The 17111-nt window shown below is 57.2% G+C and carries 20 protein-coding genes; 18 read left to right on the top strand and 2 right to left on the bottom strand.

The genetic code is table 11. From position 1 onward, the window contains the following. Window positions 1-116: 116 nt before the first annotated feature. Window positions 117-959, top strand: a complete 843-nt coding sequence (locus tag AB4N44_RS10665; protein WP_127929520.1) for a mechanosensitive ion channel family protein — start codon at window positions 117-119, stop codon at window positions 957-959. Window positions 960-1078: 119 nt separating this feature from the next. Here AB4N44_RS10665 and AB4N44_RS10660 read toward each other — a convergent pair whose 3' ends face one another. Further along, window positions 1079-2425: an OprD family porin gene (locus AB4N44_RS10660; protein WP_150774433.1), complete on the bottom strand. Its 1347-nt coding sequence runs from the start codon at window positions 2423-2425 to the stop codon at window positions 1079-1081. Between the two features lie 894 nt (window positions 2426-3319). On the opposite strand from AB4N44_RS10660, the gene AB4N44_RS10655 reads away from it, so the two are divergent. Then, entirely contained in the window at window positions 3320-3745 is a 426-nt protein-coding gene (locus AB4N44_RS10655; protein ID WP_127930443.1) for an HIT domain-containing protein, read from the top strand. Window positions 3746-3748: 3 nt separating this feature from the next. Next, the gene (locus AB4N44_RS10650) at window positions 3749-3955 is read left to right on the top strand and encodes a SlyX family protein (protein ID WP_038366649.1); all 207 of its coding nucleotides are present in this window, start codon (window positions 3749-3751) and stop codon (window positions 3953-3955) included. 70 nt (window positions 3956-4025) lie between these two features. Here AB4N44_RS10650 and AB4N44_RS10645 read toward each other — a convergent pair whose 3' ends face one another. Beyond that, a complete protein-coding gene (locus AB4N44_RS10645; RefSeq protein WP_007912746.1) occupies window positions 4026-4628 on the bottom strand; it encodes a cold-shock protein in 603 nt (200 codons plus the stop codon). Window positions 4629-4940: 312 nt separating this feature from the next. Here AB4N44_RS10645 and AB4N44_RS10640 point away from each other — a divergent pair, with 312 nt between their 5' ends. From AB4N44_RS10640 to ybgF, 15 genes are all read left to right on the top strand, one after another. Next, window positions 4941-5411: a Dps family protein gene (locus AB4N44_RS10640; RefSeq protein WP_034153422.1), complete on the top strand. Its 471-nt coding sequence runs from the start codon at window positions 4941-4943 to the stop codon at window positions 5409-5411. A 185-nt stretch (window positions 5412-5596) separates the two neighbouring features. Beyond that, window positions 5597-5935 (top strand): ribbon-helix-helix domain-containing protein, encoded by a 339-nt coding sequence (locus AB4N44_RS10635; RefSeq protein ID WP_127929518.1) that lies wholly within the window; start codon window positions 5597-5599, stop codon window positions 5933-5935. Window positions 5936-6066: 131 nt separating this feature from the next. Next, window positions 6067-6288 carry an FmdB family zinc ribbon protein gene (locus AB4N44_RS10630; RefSeq protein ID WP_085730262.1) on the top strand — a complete coding sequence of 74 codons (222 nt, stop codon included), beginning with the start codon at window positions 6067-6069 and terminating at the stop codon, window positions 6286-6288. A gap of 108 nt (window positions 6289-6396) precedes the next feature. After that, window positions 6397-8172 (top strand): aspartate--tRNA ligase, encoded by a 1776-nt coding sequence (aspS, locus tag AB4N44_RS10625; RefSeq protein ID WP_038366634.1) that lies wholly within the window; start codon window positions 6397-6399, stop codon window positions 8170-8172. A 128-nt stretch (window positions 8173-8300) separates the two neighbouring features. Beyond that, complete coding sequence (locus AB4N44_RS10620) at window positions 8301-9047, top strand: YebC/PmpR family DNA-binding transcriptional regulator (RefSeq protein ID WP_460108985.1); 747 nt, start codon at window positions 8301-8303, stop codon at window positions 9045-9047. Between the two features lie 158 nt (window positions 9048-9205). Beyond that, the gene (gene ruvC, locus AB4N44_RS10615) at window positions 9206-9733 is read left to right on the top strand and encodes a crossover junction endodeoxyribonuclease RuvC (RefSeq protein WP_007962095.1); all 528 of its coding nucleotides are present in this window, start codon (window positions 9206-9208) and stop codon (window positions 9731-9733) included. Between the two features lie 115 nt (window positions 9734-9848). Continuing rightward, window positions 9849-10457, top strand: coding sequence for a Holliday junction branch migration protein RuvA (gene ruvA / locus AB4N44_RS10610; protein ID WP_003227522.1), 609 nt, complete (start codon window positions 9849-9851; stop codon window positions 10455-10457). Then, a complete protein-coding gene (ruvB, locus tag AB4N44_RS10605) occupies window positions 10458-11519 on the top strand; it encodes a Holliday junction branch migration DNA helicase RuvB (protein WP_460108987.1) in 1062 nt (353 codons plus the stop codon). Between the two features lie 127 nt (window positions 11520-11646). After that, window positions 11647-12114 (top strand): tol-pal system-associated acyl-CoA thioesterase, encoded by a 468-nt coding sequence (gene ybgC / locus AB4N44_RS10600; RefSeq protein WP_064119107.1) that lies wholly within the window; start codon window positions 11647-11649, stop codon window positions 12112-12114. Further along, complete coding sequence (gene tolQ, locus AB4N44_RS10595) at window positions 12104-12799, top strand: protein TolQ (RefSeq protein ID WP_008080223.1); 696 nt, start codon at window positions 12104-12106, stop codon at window positions 12797-12799. Before ybgC ends, tolQ begins: the two co-directional genes overlap by 11 nt. Before the next feature lie 23 nt (window positions 12800-12822). Continuing rightward, window positions 12823-13275, top strand: coding sequence for a protein TolR (gene tolR, locus AB4N44_RS10590; RefSeq protein WP_161806672.1), 453 nt, complete (start codon window positions 12823-12825; stop codon window positions 13273-13275). Then, the gene (gene tolA, locus AB4N44_RS10585) at window positions 13275-14357 is read left to right on the top strand and encodes a cell envelope integrity protein TolA (protein ID WP_460108989.1); all 1083 of its coding nucleotides are present in this window, start codon (window positions 13275-13277) and stop codon (window positions 14355-14357) included. The genes tolR and tolA overlap by 1 nt, the downstream gene beginning before the upstream one ends. Before the next feature lie 17 nt (window positions 14358-14374). Beyond that, a complete protein-coding gene (gene tolB / locus AB4N44_RS10580; RefSeq protein ID WP_016983828.1) occupies window positions 14375-15655 on the top strand; it encodes a Tol-Pal system beta propeller repeat protein TolB in 1281 nt (426 codons plus the stop codon). 52 nt (window positions 15656-15707) lie between these two features. After that, entirely contained in the window at window positions 15708-16205 is a 498-nt protein-coding gene (gene pal / locus AB4N44_RS10575; protein WP_003178634.1) for a peptidoglycan-associated lipoprotein Pal, read from the top strand. 6 nt (window positions 16206-16211) lie between these two features. Beyond that, entirely contained in the window at window positions 16212-17045 is an 834-nt protein-coding gene (gene ybgF, locus AB4N44_RS10570; RefSeq protein ID WP_007912724.1) for a tol-pal system protein YbgF, read from the top strand. The last annotated feature ends 66 nt before the right edge of the window (window positions 17046-17111 follow it).

Below are 17111 nucleotides of genomic sequence, written 5' to 3'. Positions count from 1 at the left end.
TGACTGACACACCGCCTTCGCGAGCAGGCTCGCTCCCACATTGTTTTGTGTACACCCGGCGGGTTTCTGCCGCTTATTTTTCGCGTGCCGAATGGCCGGAAATCAGGAGATAGAACATGGATTTGAATGCTGAGGTGGACAACCTGGTCAAGGCATCCCAGGCGTGGATTCCAATGATCATGGAATACGGCAGCCGCGTGCTGCTGGCAGTGATTACCCTGGCCATTGGCTGGTGGCTGATCAACAAGGTCACGCAAAAGCTCGGCGGTCTGCTGGCCCTGCGCAATGCCGATCTGGCCCTGCAAGGCTTTATCAGCAGCCTGGCGAACATCATTCTCAAAGTGCTGCTGATTGTCAGCGTCGCGTCGATGATCGGTGTTGAAACCACCTCGTTCGTTGCTGCGATCGGTGCTGCCGGTCTGGCCATCGGTCTGGCCTTGCAAGGCAGCCTGGCGAACTTCGCCGGTGGCGTGCTGATTCTGTTGTTCCGCCCGTTCCGTATCGGTGACTGGATCGAAGCGCAAGGTGTGGCGGGTACTGTCGACAGCATCCAGATTTTCCACACGGTACTGCGTACCGGCGACAACAAGACCATCATCGTACCGAACGGCAACCTGTCGAACGGCATCATCACCAACACCAACCGTCAGCCGACTCGTAAAGTCGTGTTTGATGTAGGCGTTGATTACGAAGCCGATCTGCAAAAAGCCCGTCAAGTGCTGCTGGATCTGGCCAAGGATGAGCGTGTCTTGCAGGATCCTGCGCCACAGGCCGTGATTTCGACGCTGGGCGACAGTTCGATCACTGTTTCGCTGCGTGTGTGGGTTAAAACTGCAGACTACTGGGACGTGATGTTCATGTTTAACGAACAGTCGCGTGATCGTTTAAAGACTGCCGGCATTGATATTCCTTTTCCGCAACGCGTGATTCGTGTGGTGCAGGAATCGGTAACACAATGATAGGTTGCTAATTAATTGCCTGACTTGTCGGTCAGGCAACTATTGCAAGTGACAGGCAATAAAAAAGGCCCATCGTAAGATGGGCCTTTTTGTTGTTACCGCAAACTAGTGTTTGGCGATTACAAGATCGACAGTGGGTAGTCGACGATCAGGCGGAACTCGTTGATATCGCCTTCAGCCTGGTCGGCGTTGCCACGGTGCCATGCTTGACGAATACGGAAGGACAGGTCTTTGGCAGGGCCGGCCTGAACTACGTATTTGGCTTCAAGGTTGGTTTCGTGATGCTTGCCATCTTCGCCGTAACCGTAAGAGTTGTATGGGCTGCTGGCGTCCATTTTGGTGCCGTCGATGTCCCAACCTTTTACGTAACGGGTCATGAAGCTCAGGCCCGGAACGCCGTACTCGGCCATTTTCAGGTCGTAACGAATCTGTGCAGATTTTTCGTTAGGGCCGTTGAAGTCGGAGTACTGGATGGAGTTAGCCAGGAAGATCGAGTCGCCACCACGGTTGTTGTCACCCACGCCGACGTAGTCGAACGGCGTATCACCATTGACCTTCTGGAAGGCCAGAGTCACGGTGTGTGCTTTCAGGAACGAGAGCGCAGTTGCCAGAGAGAACGTGGTGTTGCTGATGTCACCGGCTTTGGAATCGCCACTGTCAGTGGTGCGGTAGATATTGAAGTCGGTGTTCAGCGAAGTGTCACCACTGATCGGGGTGGTGAGGTTCACGTTGCTGTAGTACTGGTTCCAGATATCCTTGAACTTCGAACCGTAGAGCGAGACGCTCAGGTTCTCGGTGATGCCGTATTTACCACCGGCAAAGTCCATGGTTTTGCCTGTGACAGGGTTTTCACCGGTGCTGGAGTACTGCGAGTGCAACTCACCATCGCTGTTCATCTCGTCCTGGCTGGAGGCCGAGTAGAAGTGGCCTGCTTCCAGATCCAGGTTGTCGATTTCGCTGCTTTGCAGTTGGAAACCGGTTGCGGTCTGAGGAATCAGACGGGAGCCGCCAACGGCGAAGACTGGAGCGGTGCTTGGCTGGAACTCGCCGAATTTCAGCTCGGTCTTGGAGATGCGGGCCTTGATCGCTGCGCCTGCTTTACCGAGGGAGTCGTTGGCATGACCTTGGGAGTCGAGGCTGGTGTTGCCCGAGCCTGTGGTGCCATCGCCACCATCCAGTTTGATGCCCAGGTAGCCGAACGCATCAACACCCACGCCGACGGTACCTTGGGTGTAACCGGAGCTGAAGTTGCTCAGGAAACCTTGAGTCCAGTCTCGCTGATCGTTTGATCCGGCTTTTCTGTCTCGGTTGAAGTAATAGTTGCGCAGCAACACATCAAACTTCGCGTCTTCAACAAAACCTTTGGCTTCAGCCTGGTCACTTACAAACGGTGCGGCCGTAGCCACTTGAGTACTGGCGGCTGCAGCAACTGCCAGTGCGATCATGCTCCACTTCATCACGCGCATCGTGATTTGCTCCTTTGGTTTTAGAAGAGTACTGCCGTCCCACCTGTTTTATTATCTGGGCGGCTCTTTCTTTTTGTGTCGGCGCAAACTTATATCACGCCGACAATGTTGGCGATACTTGCTGATCCAACCTTTCAGCATCTTTACGACGTTGTCGCAAATGGCGTGGTGGATGTCGCAAATTCACAGTACCAATGCAGCCGGACTGACAACTTTATCGCTGTTTCTGGGCCTTTTTGCATCGGTAAAAAAGAGTCCCTGGCAAAACACTTGAATCTCCATCGGGCAACCCTGCCACTATTCTTATGGGGCTTAAGGCATCCACTTCCCGTGGTGCGCTTATAGTCCATATGGGTACGAATGCAACAAGCGTGCACAAACCGCAATTTCGTTGCGGTTATTTTTCTGAACGCCCGCCTGTCACTGTAAAAACCTCATAAATGCTGGACGCCAAGCCCCTTTTTATCAGGGCTTGACGCCATTCCTTCTATGGTGTTGCCACACGCAGGATCGAGCGTGACAACCAAAAACGTTACCGGTTCACCCCGCCAGTGAGTATTTGGCGGATGCCTGACGCAGTGAGCGTAGACGCACTGTGCGTTTTTGGTGCAAAAAATTTTACAGCTGTTCGGTATTCATACAGTTGAGAGCTGGCTGGATGCTGAACGAGTCAGTCTTTCTCGGTCATTTCTCCACGCTTGAAGTGTGTCTTGGTGCTGTGCTGGTGCATGGCGCGAGTAAATGTCCCATCCCGGGGCGTTTGCAGCGGTTCGTCATCAAGCCTTCGTGAAGGCTGGCGCATTCGCAGGTATGCTGCCGTCCTGTCGCTTGGTCGCGCCGTTCGCGAGGAGGGCCGCTAAGCTGAATAATGAAGATCAGCCGGGAGTGCGCGCAGTGTTTGCTTTAGATTCACGACTTCAACAGGACACGCTGACGATCGGTGATTTCCCTCTTTGCCGACTGCTGCTGTCCAATGACGCCAATTACCCTTGGTTTATCCTGGTGCCTCGTCGCGACGATATCAGTGAGTTGTTTCAGTTGGATGTCGCCGATCAACAGCAGTTATGGCAGGAAACCACCGCACTGGCTGAGTTGCTCAAGGATCTGTTCGACGCCGACAAGCTGAACGTCGCAACCCTGGGTAATGTCGTCAGCCAGTTACACATGCATGTGATTGTGCGTAAACGCGATGACGCGGCCTGGCCAGCGCCGGTCTGGGGCAAGCACCCGGCCAAGCCTTACAGTGTCGAGCAGGTCGCCGCCATTCGCGAGCGGTTGCGACTGGTCCTGACCGAGCATTTCACCTTTGTGGAGGGCTGAGTCATGAGCCTGGAAGAACGCGTTACCGATCTGGAAAGCCGTCTGGCGTTTCAGGATGACACCATTCAGGCATTGAACGACGTGCTGGTAGCCCAACAGCGCGTGGTTGAGCGCCTGCAATTGCAGATGGCAGCCCTGCTCAAGCGCCAGGAAGAGATGGTCGGCCAGTTCGAGTCCTTCGAAGACGAGGCGCCGCCGCCGCACTACTGACGCGGGTACTTTTCACCCGGCGTAAAAAAACCGCGAACAGCAGGCTGCTCGCGGTTTTTTTATGCCTGGATCAGCGTCGCGGCAGAGCGGCGATCACGTCCTCGGCTTGCAGGCCCTTGTCCCGGTTCATCACCGAGAATTCCACGCGCTGGCCTTCGACCAGTACGCGGTGACCTTCACCACGGATCGCGCGAAAGTGCACGAAAATATCATCGCCGGAATCCCGGGAGATAAAGCCGAAGCCTTTGGAGGTGTTGAACCACTTGACGGTACCGGTATCGCGATTGGTCATGTCATAGCTGGTTGGAGCGGCAGCCGGTGAAGAACGATAGAAGCTCACAGCCAGATGCAAGACCACGGCAACCAGCGCGATCACCAGGGTGAACAGCACGGCTGGCTGGCCGGCGATGACGGGCATCGGGGCGATCAGGGTCAAGGTTTGCAGGACGACAGTCAGCACCAGAAGAGCGCTGACCAGATTTTGCAGATGCTGACGAGGGCCTTTGTTCCAGAAAGGAATCACTGGGGCAATCACCAGGTTCAGCAGGCCGAAAAAGGCCAGGTAAAGTGCATCGGGTTGTTGCAGGTAGGGAACGGCTTCGGATTTCAAGCTGGGTATGAACGACAGCAGCAAGGCCGCTGCGCCCATTAGCAGGTGGACGATTTTCAACATTTTGATTGACTCACGTTTATGACGGCTCACAAGGAAGAGCTGAAGGCGCACGGTTCGCTTCGGAACAAAATAAGAGGCGGTGGACACGTTCACGGCATCAGCCTATGCGCAACGCCCCGAAAAATGGGGCATGGCGACACACTGCCTATTTAACAGCAAAGCCTGCGGCTACTCAAATCAGCCCGGCCAGCGGCATGGCGTCGGTCGATTTGTCGCAGCGTTTGCAGCCAATCGGGGCTGCGGGGTGTCGGTTGCCTTGCTAGAGTGGGTCTGCACCTGTTGGATGAATTCAATCGCCGTTAGGGGGTAAATATGGCAATCGATATCGGTATCAGTGAAGAAGATCGCAAGTCCATCGTCGAAGGACTATCCCGTCTGTTGTCGGACACCTACGTGCTGTATCTGAAAACCCACAACTTCCACTGGAACGTCACCGGCCCGATGTTTCGCACGCTGCACTTGATGTTCGAAGAGCAATACAACGAGCTGGCGCTGGCCGTGGATTCGATCGCCGAGCGCATTCGCGCCTTGGGTTTTCCGGCGCCGGGCGCCTATGCCACGTACGCACGTCTTTCTTCGATCAAGGAAGAAGTGGGTGTGCCGAGTGCCGAAGACATGATCAAACAATTGGTTGATGGCCAGGAAGCCGTTACGCGCACGGCGCGCGGCATTTTTCCGCTGCTCGACAAGGTCAGCGATGAGCCGACCGCAGACCTGCTGACCCAGCGCATGCAGGTGCACGAGAAAACCGCGTGGATGCTGCGCGCGTTGCTGGAAGCATAATCATCCGGGCGCACGAGCCAGTCGGTCGAGGGTCGTGCGCTGTCCGGAATCTTACTTGTATCGTTGGCTTATCCTACGGAGATGGTCAATAAGTCGTCTGGATATAACTTTGTGTCTGCGCTTTTATGAAAGCCACAGGATGTGACTTTTCAAACAAGCAGAGATGGCAAAGGAGTGTCACCGATATGGTAGAGGGAGACAGGCGAGGCGACAGGATTGTCGGCTTGCCACATGAATTGAAAGTCGATCCGTTCGTCAACGAATTCGACATGGCACTGGTTCAGCCATCGTCACGATCCGTACGTCTGAACGGTTATGCAACCTGCCTGCGGCTTGAGCAGGTTTACTGGAACATCCTCGGCACGATGGCCGCGCAAAATTGCTGTTCGGTCAGCTCGCTGTTGTCTCATGTCGACCGTGAAGTGCATCTGCGGCATGGCGGGGTGAAGAATTTCAGCGCGCTTGTACGGGTGGTGTGCGTCATGAACGGCATCAAGGAAGCTGCATCGACCGAATCGCTCTGAAACGGCGATTGCAAACGAGGTCGCGGCCTGTGCAGTCTTACGGCTGCACAGGCTGCATTTAATCGATATAATCCCGCTCTTTCGCCGCAAAGCCCTGCGCGCGGTGGCAATCTGATCGCCGAGACACCCCCATGCCGATGTACGATTACCAATGTGCTTCCTGTGGTCATCAGTTGGAAGCCATTCAAAAGATCAGCGATGCACCGCTGGTCGACTGCCCTGCCTGCCAGGCACCAGAGCTCAAGAAACAGCTGTCCATGCCGGGTTTTCGCCTGAGCGGCGGCGGCTGGTACGAAACCGACTTCAAGACCGGCGCCAAGAAGAATCTGGCCGGTGGCGACAAATCTGACTAGGGTTCAGGCCCAGGTCGAACGACACGCGTGAGTTTTCCGATGCCGCACCCAGCTTGTGTGCGACGGGATCTCTACCGAATTTCGAATTACGAGAAGCGAACCACTACCATGATGCGCAGCCACTATTGCGGCCAACTGAACGAAAGCCTGGAAGGTCAGGAAATTACCCTTTGCGGATGGGTTCACCGTCGTCGCGACCACGGCGGGGTGATTTTCCTCGATATCCGTGATCGTGACGGTCTGGCCCAGGTGGTATTCGATCCGGATCGCGCCGAGAGCTTCGCCGCTGCCGATCGCGTGCGCAGCGAATACGTTGTGAAGATCACCGGCAAGGTGCGTCTGCGTCCGGCCGGTGCCACCAACGCCAACATGGCGTCGGGCATGATCGAAGTGCTGGGCTACGAACTGGAAGTGCTGAACGAGTCGGAAACCCCGCCGTTCCCGCTGAACGAGTTCTCCGACGTTGGCGAAGAAACTCGCCTGCGCTATCGCTTCCTCGACCTGCGTCGTCCGGAAATGGCCGAGAAGCTGCGTCTGCGTTCGCGCATGACCACCAGCATCCGTCGCTTCCTCGACGAGAACGGCTTCCTCGACGTCGAAACGCCGATCCTGACCCGTGCCACCCCTGAAGGTGCACGTGACTATCTGGTGCCAAGCCGCACTCACGCTGGTTCGTTCTTCGCCCTGCCGCAATCGCCGCAGCTGTTCAAGCAACTGCTGATGGTCGCCGGTTTCGACCGTTACTACCAGATCGCCAAGTGCTTCCGCGACGAAGACCTGCGCGCTGACCGCCAGCCGGAATTCACCCAGATCGACATCGAGACCAGCTTCCTCGATGAAAAAGAGATCATGGGCCTGACCGAAGAAATGATCCGCAACCTGTTCAAGGAAGTGCTGGGTCTGGAATTCGGCGATTTCCCGCACATGACCTTCGAAGAAGCCATGCGCCGTTACGGTTCCGACAAGCCAGACCTGCGCAACCCGCTGGAACTGGTCGACGTTGCCGATCAACTCAAAGAAGTCGATTTCAAAGTGTTCAGCGGCCCGGCCAACGATCCGAAATGCCGTATCGCCGCACTGCGCGTTCCAGGCGGGGCGAGCATGCCGCGCAAGCAGATCGACGACTACACCAAGTTCGTCGGCATCTACGGTGCCAAGGGCCTGGCGTACATCAAGGTCAACGAGCGTGCAGCCGGAGTTGAAGGTCTGCAATCGCCGATCGTGAAAAATATCCCTGAAGACAAGCTGAACGTGATCCTTGATCGCGTTGGCGCAGTCGATGGCGACATCGTGTTCTTCGGCGCCGACAAGGCCAAGATCGTCAGCGAAGCATTGGGCGCACTGCGCATCAAGCTCGGTCACGACCTCAAGCTGCTGACCTGCGAGTGGGCGCCAATGTGGGTCGTCGACTTCCCGATGTTCGAAGAGAACGACGACGGCAGCTTCTCGGCGCTGCACCACCCGTTCACCGCGCCAAAGTGCACGCCGCAAGAGCTCGAAGCCAACCCGGCTGGCGCTCTGTCCCGCGCGTACGACATGGTGCTGAACGGCACTGAGCTGGGTGGCGGTTCGATCCGTATCCACCGCAAAGAGATGCAACAGTCGGTCTTCCGTCTGTTGGGTATCGATGAAGCGGAACAGGAAGAGAAGTTCGGCTTCCTGCTCGACGCGCTGAAGTACGGTGCACCGCCGCACGGTGGTCTGGCCTTCGGTCTGGACCGTCTGGTAATGCTGATGACCGGCGCCCAGTCGATCCGTGAAGTGATCGCCTTCCCGAAAACCCAGAGTGCTGCCGACGTGATGACGCAGGCACCGGGTGTGGTGGATGCCAAGGCACTGCGCGAACTGCACATTCGTTTGCGCGAAACGCCAAAGGCTGAGTAAGACGGGCCTGAAGGCGCATCTTCGGATGCGCCTTTTTTCTATCTATAGAGAGCAGGTCGAGATTTTTTGTTTGCTGGCCGCTGCATGTGCAGGGCGGGCAACGTTTCAAAGAGAATTCGGAGCGAGTTATGGCAGGTCATTCCAAGTGGGCGAACATCAAGCACCGCAAAGAACGTCAGGATGCCAAGAGAGGCAAGATCTTCACCAAGTGGATCCGCGAGCTGACCGTTGCGGCCCGTCAGGGCGGCGGTGATCCGGGCTCCAACCCGCGTCTGCGTCTGGCGCTGGATAAAGCGCTGAGCGCGAACATGAGCCGCGACATCATTGACCGCGCCGTCGCGCGTGGCGCCGGTGCCACCGAAGCCGACAACGTTGAAGAGCTGACCTACGAAGGTTACGGCCCGGGCGGTGTAGCGGTGATGGTCGAGTGCATGACCGACAACCGCAACCGTACTGCGGCAGCCGTTCGCCATGCGTTCAGCAAGTGTGGTGGCAACCTCGGCACCGACGGTTCGGTGGCTTACTTGTTCGAGCGCAAAGGCCAGATCAGCTTCGCGCCGGGCGTTGATGAAGACGCACTGACCGAAGCGGCGCTGGAAGCCGATGCCGATGACGTGGTCAGCCACGAAGACGGCTCGATCGATGTGTTCACCTCGTTCACCAGTTTCTATGCGGTGCGAAACGCGCTGGAAACCGCTGGATTCAAGGGTGATGACGCGGAAATCGTCATGCAGCCGACCACCAGCGCCGAGCTGGATCTGGAAGGTGCGGAGAAGGTACTCAAGCTGATCGACATGCTTGAAGATCTGGATGACGTGCAGAACGTCTATTCCAACGCTGATATTCCGGAAGACGTGGCCGCTCAGCTCGGTTAAGAGCGACTACGATTCAATGTGGGAGCGAGCCTGCTCGCGAAGGCGGATTTTCAGGCAACATCGTTGCTGATGATGAAACCGCTTTCGCGAGCAGGCTCGCTCCCACATTTGTTATGGGTTGATTTGAAAATCGTGCTTTTACCGAATCTGCAGGCGTTATGACTTTAATTCTTGGTATCGACCCCGGTTCGCGCATTACCGGTTACGGGATTGTTCGCGATACCGGGCGTGGCGGCTGCATCTATGTGGCCTCGGGTTGCATTCGCACTGGCGCCGGCGAGCTGCACGAGCGCCTGCAAATCGTCTATCGCGGGGTCCGCGAGATCATCCAGACCTACGGCCCGGTGACCATGGGCATCGAAAAAGTGTTCATGGCGAAAAACGCCGATTCGGCGTTGAAGCTTGGGCAGGCCCGTGGCGCAGCGATTGTCGCCGGTGCTGAAGAATGCCTGGAGATCGCCGAATACACGGCCACTCAGGTCAAGCAGGCTGTGGTCGGCACCGGCGCCGCCAATAAAGAACAAGTGCAGATGATGGTCATGCACATGCTCAAGCTGACCAGCAAACCGCAAATCGATGCCTCGGACGCCCTCGCCATTGCCATTTGCCATGCGCACACCCGCTCCAGTCTGCTGCCGCACGGTTTGGGAACGGCACGCAGTCGTGGCGGGCGCCTGCGTCTCTGATAGCATCAGCATCAATTTTCCTGAAAGCGGATTTCCTGCGCCTGGGTCGTCGGCCCGGAATCCGCCTTTCGACAGTCGCCAGCCCACGGCTGGCCAACGCTCAAGGATCTGAAACGTGATTGGACGCTTGCGCGGCACCCTGGCTGAGAAACAGCCGCCGCACCTGATTCTGGATGTAAACGGCCTCGGGTATGAGCTGGAAGTGCCCATGACCACCCTTTATCGTCTGCCGTCGGTCGGTGAACCGCTGACCTTGCACACCCATTTGGTCGTACGCGAAGACGCGCAATTACTCTATGGTTTCGCCGGCAAGCGTGAGCGAGACTTTTTTCGCGAGTTGATCCGTCTCAATGGTGTCGGGCCGAAATTGGCGCTGGCCTTGATGTCGAGTCTGGAAGTCGACGAACTGATCCGCTGCGTGCAGTCTCAGGACACCTCGGCCCTGACCAAGGTGCCGGGTGTCGGCAAGAAAACCGCTGAGCGTTTGCTGGTCGAACTCAAGGATCGCTTCAAGGCTTGGGAAACCTCGCCGGCGATGTTCGCGCTCGTCCCGAACCAACCGGACGGGCCAGCGCCGGTCAATACCGCCGAAAACGATGCGGTCAGCGCGCTGATTTCCCTGGGTTACAAGCCGCAGGAAGCGAGCAAGGCGATTACCGCCATCAAGGACAAGAATTTGAGCAGTGAAGACCTGATCCGCCGCGCCCTGAAGGGAATGATTTAAGTGATTGAAGCTGATCGTCTGATCGCCGCCGCGCACAGCCCGCGCGAGCGCGAAGAAGTCCAGGACCGCGCGATTCGTCCGGTCAGCCTGGCCGACTATATTGGCCAGCCGACCGTGCGCGAGCAGATGGAGCTGTTCATCCAGGCTGCCCGTGGTCGTAGTGAATCCCTCGACCACACGCTGATCTTCGGTCCGCCGGGTCTGGGCAAGACTACGCTGGCCAACATCATTGCCCAGGAAATGGGCGTGTCGATCAAGAGCACATCCGGCCCGGTACTTGAACGTCCGGGTGATCTGGCCGCATTGCTGACCAACCTTGAGCCGCACGATGTGCTTTTCATCGACGAAATCCATCGTCTGTCGCCGATCGTTGAGGAGGTGCTGTATCCGGCGATGGAAGATTTCCAGCTCGACATCATGATTGGCGAAGGGCCGGCAGCGCGTTCGATCAAGCTCGATCTGCCGCCGTTTACTCTGGTGGGTGCAACGACCCGCGCCGGCATGTTGACCAATCCGTTGCGTGACCGCTTTGGTATCGTCCAGCGTCTTGAGTTCTACAGCACGGCCGATCTGGCGACGATTGTCAGCCGTTCGGCGGCCATCCTCGGTTTGCCACTGGATCCGGACGGTTCGTTCGAAATCGCACGTCGTGCCCGTGGTACGCCGCGAATCGCCAACCGTCTGTTGCGCCGGGTGCGTGACTTCGCCGAAGTCCGCGCCAAGGGTCACATCACCAAAGCGGTGGCGGATCTGGCGTTGAACCTGCTGGATGTCGACGAACACGGTTTCGATCATCAGGACCGGCGTCTGCTGCTGACCATGATCGAGAAGTTCGATGGCGGCCCGGTCGGTATCGACAGCCTCGCCGCTGCGATCAGTGAAGAACGTCACACCATTGAAGATGTGCTGGAACCGTATCTGATTCAGCAGGGCTACATCATGCGCACACCGCGGGGCAGGGTGGTGACGCGGCATGCGTACCTGCACTTCGGTTTAAACATTCCGTCACGAATGGGTGAAATGCCCGTGGCAGACGAGTTTCTCGATGCCGTGGACGACTAATACACATTTGTTGTCGATTTATTCAGGGTTTGTACTGTCAGAGGACGGTACTTTTACGGTAAAGCTCTGAAACCATGAAAAACAGTTGCCTGGCCGGATTGGCAACCTGAGGAGTAAGCACTAGAGTATGCGCGCGCAAAACGGGCTTGAGCCGTTCGCACATCGTTGTCGCGTTTATTACGAGGACACCGATGCGGGCGGCATCGTGTATTACGTTAATTACCTCAAGTTTATGGAACGGGCTCGAACCGAGCGGCTTCGCGAGCTGGGCTTTGCCCAATCGCAGCTTGCCGGGGAGGACCTGTTGTTTGTCGTGCACTCCAGCGAAGCGCGCTATCACGCGCCGGCGCGACTGGACGATGAACTGCTGGTAAGCGCTGAAGTAATCGAATTGAACCGTGCCAGCCTGCGCTTCAAACAGCAGGTCAGGCGGGCTACGGATAATGTGCTGCTCTGCGAGGGGCAGTTTTTGGTGGCCTGTGTGCGCACTAACAGTTTGAAACCCCGGGCCCTTCCCGAAGACTTGCGTGCGGCCTTTGCCGACGCGGTCGGCCCGGGTACACACTCAAAGCAGGAGATAAAGCGTGGAAGCTAACGTCGTCGACCATTCCTCCATGTGGAGCCTGGTCAGCAATGCCAGCATCGTGGTGCAGTTGGTAATGTTGACCCTGGTAGCCGCATCGGTGACCTCATGGATCATGATCTTTCAGCGCAGCAATCTGCTGCGTGCCGGTCGACGCGCCCTGGAGAGCTTCGAAGAGCGCTTCTGGTCGGGTATCGACCTGTCCAAACTGTACCGTCAGGCGGGCAGCAACCCGGATCCGGATTCGGGCGTGGAGCAGATTTTCCGTGCCGGCTTCAAGGAGTTCTCCCGTCTGCGCCAGCAGCCGGGTGTCGACCCTGAAGCAGTCATGGAAGGCGTGGCCCGTGCCATGCGCGTCGCCATCTCCCGCGAAGAAGAGAAACTGGAGCAGAGCCTGCCGTTTCTCGCCACGGTCGGTTCGGTCAGCCCGTACATCGGTCTGTTCGGTACCGTGTGGGGCATCATGAACTCCTTCCGCGGTCTGGCCAGCGCCCAGCAAGCAACCCTGGCCACTGTGGCTCCGGGTATCGCTGAAGCCCTGATCGCCACAGCGATCGGTCTGTTTGCCGCGATCCCTGCGGTAATCGCTTACAACCGTTTCGCCGCTCGCAGCGAAACCTTGTTGGGCCGCTACTACACCTTCGCCGATGAATTCCAGGCGATCCTGCACCGCAAAGTGCACACCAGCGAAGAATAAGCAGGTAATTTCCAATGGCTTTAATCGCTCGAGCTCGCAAAAAGCGCAAGCCGGTCGCCGAGATGAACGTGGTGCCTTACATCGACGTGATGTTGGTGCTGCTGGTCATCTTCATGGTGACCGCGCCGATGCTCAATCAGGGCGTGAAAGTTGATCTGCCCAAGGTTTCCAGCGAAGCCTTGCCGCAGGACAACAACACTCAGGTCCTGACCATTTCGATCAAGGCTGACAAGACCTACTACTGGAACCTTGGCAGCGAAGTCGATACCGAGAAGCAACAGGACAGGGCCATGACCCTGCCGCAAATGACCGACGCGGTGACCAAGATCATTCGTGCCGGCACTGAAGGCGGCAAGCGTACCCAGGTCTTCATCCGCGGTGACAAAACCGTCGACTACGGTTCCGTCATGGGCGCCATGGGCGGGTTGCAGAAAGCCGGGGTCGGTAATGTTGGTTTGATTACCGAGGCCCCCTGATGCAGCAACAGCGAGAGCCGTCCGCCTCGGAAAGCTACTTCTGGCCTAGTGTTCTGGCGATTGTCCTGCACGTGCTGGTGTTCGGCATGCTGTTCGTCAGTTTTGCCTTTACACCAGAGCTGCCGCCGGCCAAACCGATTGTCCAGGCGACCCTCTACCAGCTGAAATCGAAAAGTCAGGCAACCACCCAGACCAATCAGAAGATTGCGGGTGAGGCGAAGAAATCCGCCGCGCGCCAGACCGAAGTCGAGCAGATGGAGCAGAAGAAGGTCGAGCAGGAAGAGATCAAGGCCGCTGCGGAACAAAAGAAAGAAGAAGCGGCTCAAAAAGCCGAGGAGGCCAAGAAGGCCGACGAGTCGAAAAAAGCAGACGAGGCGAAAAAGGCTGATGAATCCAAGAAAGCCGACGAAGCTAAGAAGACCGCCGAAGCCAAAAAGGCCGAAGAAAAACAATTGGCTGATATAGCCAAGAAGAAATCTGAAGAAGAAGCGAAAAAGGCTGCTGAAGAAGAGGCCAAGAAAGCCGCTGCTGAAGAAGCCAAGAAGAAGATCGTCGAAGACGCGAAGAAGAAAGCCGCCGAAGACGCCAAGAAGAAAGCTGAAGCTGAAGAGGCGAAGAAGAAAATCGCCGACGAAGCGAAGAAGAAAGCTGCTGCCGATGCTGCGAAGAAGAAAGCGCAGGATGCGGCACGTAAATCGACCGAAGACAAAAAGGCTCAGGCCTTGGCCGATCTGCTTTCCGACACGCCGCAGCGCCAGCAGGCCTTGGCTGATGAGCAGGGTGACGAAGTCGCGGGCAGTTTCGATGACCTGATTCGTGCGCGAGCGGCAGAAGGTTGGGCTCGTCCTCCTTCGGCACGCAAAGGCATGACGGTCGTGCTGCAAATCGGCATGTTGCCGGACGGTACGGTGACTTCGGTCAGCGTGGCCAAGTCCAGTGGCGACGGTCCGTTTGATGCTTCGGCAGTCGCGGCAGTGAAGAATATTGGACGTTTGACAGAAATGCAGGGAATGAAGCCGAGCGATTTCGCTCCGTATCGTTCATTCAAGATGACATTCACACCTGAGGATCTAGCCTTGTGAGAAACCTTCTTCGAGGAATGCTGGTCGTGATCTGCTGCATGGCAGGGATCGCGATGGCAGATGAAAAGAACATTCTGGTTACCAGCGGCAGCGATCGGGCTACCCCGATCGCCGTTGTACCGTTCGGCATGCAGGGCGGTGCCGTGCTGCCGGACGACATGGCAGAAATCATTGGTAACGATTTGCGTAACTCGGGCTACTACTCGCCGATTCCAAAGCAAAACATGATCAGCCAGCCAAGCCAGCCGAGCGAAATCATCTTCCGTGACTGGAAGGCGGTGGGTGCTCAATACATGATGGTTGGCAGCATTGCCCCAGCCGGCGGTCGCCTGCAGGTGCAGTGGGCACTGTTCAACGTGGCCACCGAGCAGAAAGTGGCAGACGGCAGTGTTTCCGGCACCACCGAGCAATTGCGCGACATGGCGCACTTCATCTCCGACCAGTCGTTCCAGAAACTGACCGGTATCGAAGGTGCGTTCTCGACGCGTCTGCTGTACGTCACAGCCGAACGTTTCTCCGAGAAGAACACGCGTTACACCCTGCAACGTTCTGACTATGACGGTGCCCGCGCCGTGACTCTGCTGCAATCGCGCGAGCCGATCCTGTCGCCGCGCTTCGCACCGGATGGCAAACGCATCGCCTACGTGTCGTTCGAGCAGAAGCGTCCACGCATCTTCATGCAGAACATCGACACCGGTCGCCGTGAGCAGATCACCAACTTCGAAGGTCTGAACGGCGCGCCAGCCTGGTCGCCGAACGGCGATCGCCTGGCCTTTGTATTGTCGAAGGACGGTAACCCGGACATTTACGTGATGAACCTGGCTTCGCGCCAGATCACCCGTGTGACCGCAGGTCCTGGCATTAACACCGAACCGTACTGGGGCAAGGATGGTTCGACCATCTACTTCACCTCGGACCGCGGCGGCAAGCCTCAGATCTATAAAACCAGCGCCAGTGGCGGTGGTGCCGAGCGTGTGACGTTTGTAGGTAACTACAACGCCAACCCGAAACTTTCGGCAGATGAAAAGACTTTGGTGATGATCCATCGTCAGGATGGCTTCACCAATTTCAAGGTGGCAGCTCAGGATCTGCAGCGAGGGAGTGTAAAGATCCTCACTGATAGCACTCTGGACGAGTCACCTACTGTTGCGCCCAACGGCACCATGGTAATCTACGCCACCCGCCAACAGGGCCGGGGAGTCTTGATGCTCGTGTCCATTAATGGACGCGTTAGGCTCCCGCTTCCTACCGCTCAAGGCGAAGTCAGAGAACCGTCCTGGTCCCCTTACCTGAAGTGAGCGGGCGCTACACGTTTTACTTAACACACTGGGGTTCATTAGGAGTTTCACGATGGAAATGCTGAAGTTTGGTAAATTTGCTGCGCTGGCTCTGGCCATGGCTGTAGCTGTAGGTTGCTCGTCCAAAGGCGGCGACAACGCCGGTGAAGGCGCTGTTGATCCAAACGCTGGTTACGGCGCAAACACTGGTGCCGTTGACGGTTCCCTGAGCGAAGAAGCTGCTCTGCGCGCAATCACCACCTTCTACTTCGAATACGACAGCTCGGACCTGAAGCCAGAAGCCATGCGCGCTCTGGACGTTCACGCCAAAGACCTGAAAGCAAACGGCGCTCGCGTTGTTCTGGAAGGCAACACCGACGAACGTGGTACTCGTGAGTACAACATGGCACTGGGCGAGCGTCGTGCGAAAGCCGTTCAGCGCTACCTGGTACTGCAAGGTGTTTCCCCAGCTCAGCTGGAACTGGTTTCCTACGGCGAAGAGCGTCCAGTTGCTACCGGCAACGACGAGCAGTCCTGGGCTCAAAACCGTCGCGTCGAACTGCGTAAGTAATTCGATATGCGAACGTGCCGTCGTGCTGTAACTGTTCTGGCTCTCAGCCTCGCGCCGCTTGCGGCGTGGGCTGCGGTTCCTGTGGTCGATGACAACTCCGGTTATAACAATAGCGGGAGCAGTTATCCGCCTGCAGGTTACGGTACGAACGGCGCCTATGCCGGGGGAGCGGCTTCGGCCCCTGCCTCGGCACAAGGCATGCTGTTCAACCAACTGCAACAAATGCAGGATCAGATATCGCGCCAGCAAGGTGTGATTGAAGAACTGCAGAATCAGGTTGCGCGCATGAAGCAGGAATCCCTGGAGCGATACCAGGATCTTGATCGGCGCATAGGATCCGGCGTTGCACCTGCCGCGACTCCTGAGAATTCTTCTGCCGGTGGCGATGCAAGTGCTGCTGCCGGCGCTGCCGCTGGCGCCGGGGCTGCTGCCCAGGCACCTGCTGCAAGCAGCGAACCGGGTGATCCGGCCAAGGAAAAGCTGTATTACGATGCCGCTTTCGACCTGATCAAAGCCAAGGATTTCGACAAGGCCAGCCAGGCTTTTGCCGCTTTCCTGCGCAAATACCCGAACAGCCAATACGCGGGCAACGCCCAGTACTGGTTGGGCGAAGTCAATCTGGCCAAAGGCGATCTGCAAGGTGCAGGTCAGGCTTTCGCCAAGGTTTCGCAGCTGTATCCCAAGCACGCCAAAGTGCCGGATTCGCTGTACAAGCTGGCTGATGTAGAGCGCCGCCTCGGTCATACCGACAAGGTCAAAGGCATTCTGCAGCAGGTGGTGGCCCAATACCCGGGCACGTCCGCCGCTCAGTTGGCTCAACGCGATCTGCAACGCATGTAAGCACGCTTGACCCGTTTGGAAGAAACCCGCGCTTGTCGCGGGTTTTTTCGTTAGAATTCACGCCCT

It is taken from the genome of Pseudomonas sp. S3_C06, assembly GCF_054667675.1.
This window is presented reverse-complemented; position numbering and strand designations above follow the sequence as displayed.

Coding starts and splice junctions, on each gene's coding strand:
- AB4N44_RS10665 (WP_127929520.1), top strand. CDS start 117: ATGGATTTGAATGCTGAGGTGGACAACCTGGTCAAGGCATCCCAGGCG.
- tolA (WP_460108989.1), top strand. CDS start 13,275: ATGCAGCAACAGCGAGAGCCGTCCGCCTCGGAAAGCTACTTCTGGCCT.
- aspS (WP_038366634.1), top strand. CDS start 6,397: ATGATGCGCAGCCACTATTGCGGCCAACTGAACGAAAGCCTGGAAGGT.
- AB4N44_RS10630 (WP_085730262.1), top strand. CDS start 6,067: ATGCCGATGTACGATTACCAATGTGCTTCCTGTGGTCATCAGTTGGAA.
- AB4N44_RS10640 (WP_034153422.1), top strand. CDS start 4,941: ATGGCAATCGATATCGGTATCAGTGAAGAAGATCGCAAGTCCATCGTC.
- AB4N44_RS10660 (WP_150774433.1), bottom strand. CDS start 2,425: ATGCGCGTGATGAAGTGGAGCATGATCGCACTGGCAGTTGCTGCAGCC.
- pal (WP_003178634.1), top strand. CDS start 15,708: ATGGAAATGCTGAAGTTTGGTAAATTTGCTGCGCTGGCTCTGGCCATG.
- tolB (WP_016983828.1), top strand. CDS start 14,375: ATGCTGGTCGTGATCTGCTGCATGGCAGGGATCGCGATGGCAGATGAA.
- ybgF (WP_007912724.1), top strand. CDS start 16,212: ATGCGAACGTGCCGTCGTGCTGTAACTGTTCTGGCTCTCAGCCTCGCG.
- ybgC (WP_064119107.1), top strand. CDS start 11,647: ATGCGCGCGCAAAACGGGCTTGAGCCGTTCGCACATCGTTGTCGCGTT.
- AB4N44_RS10620 (WP_460108985.1), top strand. CDS start 8,301: ATGGCAGGTCATTCCAAGTGGGCGAACATCAAGCACCGCAAAGAACGT.
- AB4N44_RS10650 (WP_038366649.1), top strand. CDS start 3,749: ATGAGCCTGGAAGAACGCGTTACCGATCTGGAAAGCCGTCTGGCGTTT.
- ruvC (WP_007962095.1), top strand. CDS start 9,206: ATGACTTTAATTCTTGGTATCGACCCCGGTTCGCGCATTACCGGTTAC.
- AB4N44_RS10645 (WP_007912746.1), bottom strand. CDS start 4,628: ATGTTGAAAATCGTCCACCTGCTAATGGGCGCAGCGGCCTTGCTGCTG.
- AB4N44_RS10635 (WP_127929518.1), top strand. CDS start 5,597: ATGGTAGAGGGAGACAGGCGAGGCGACAGGATTGTCGGCTTGCCACAT.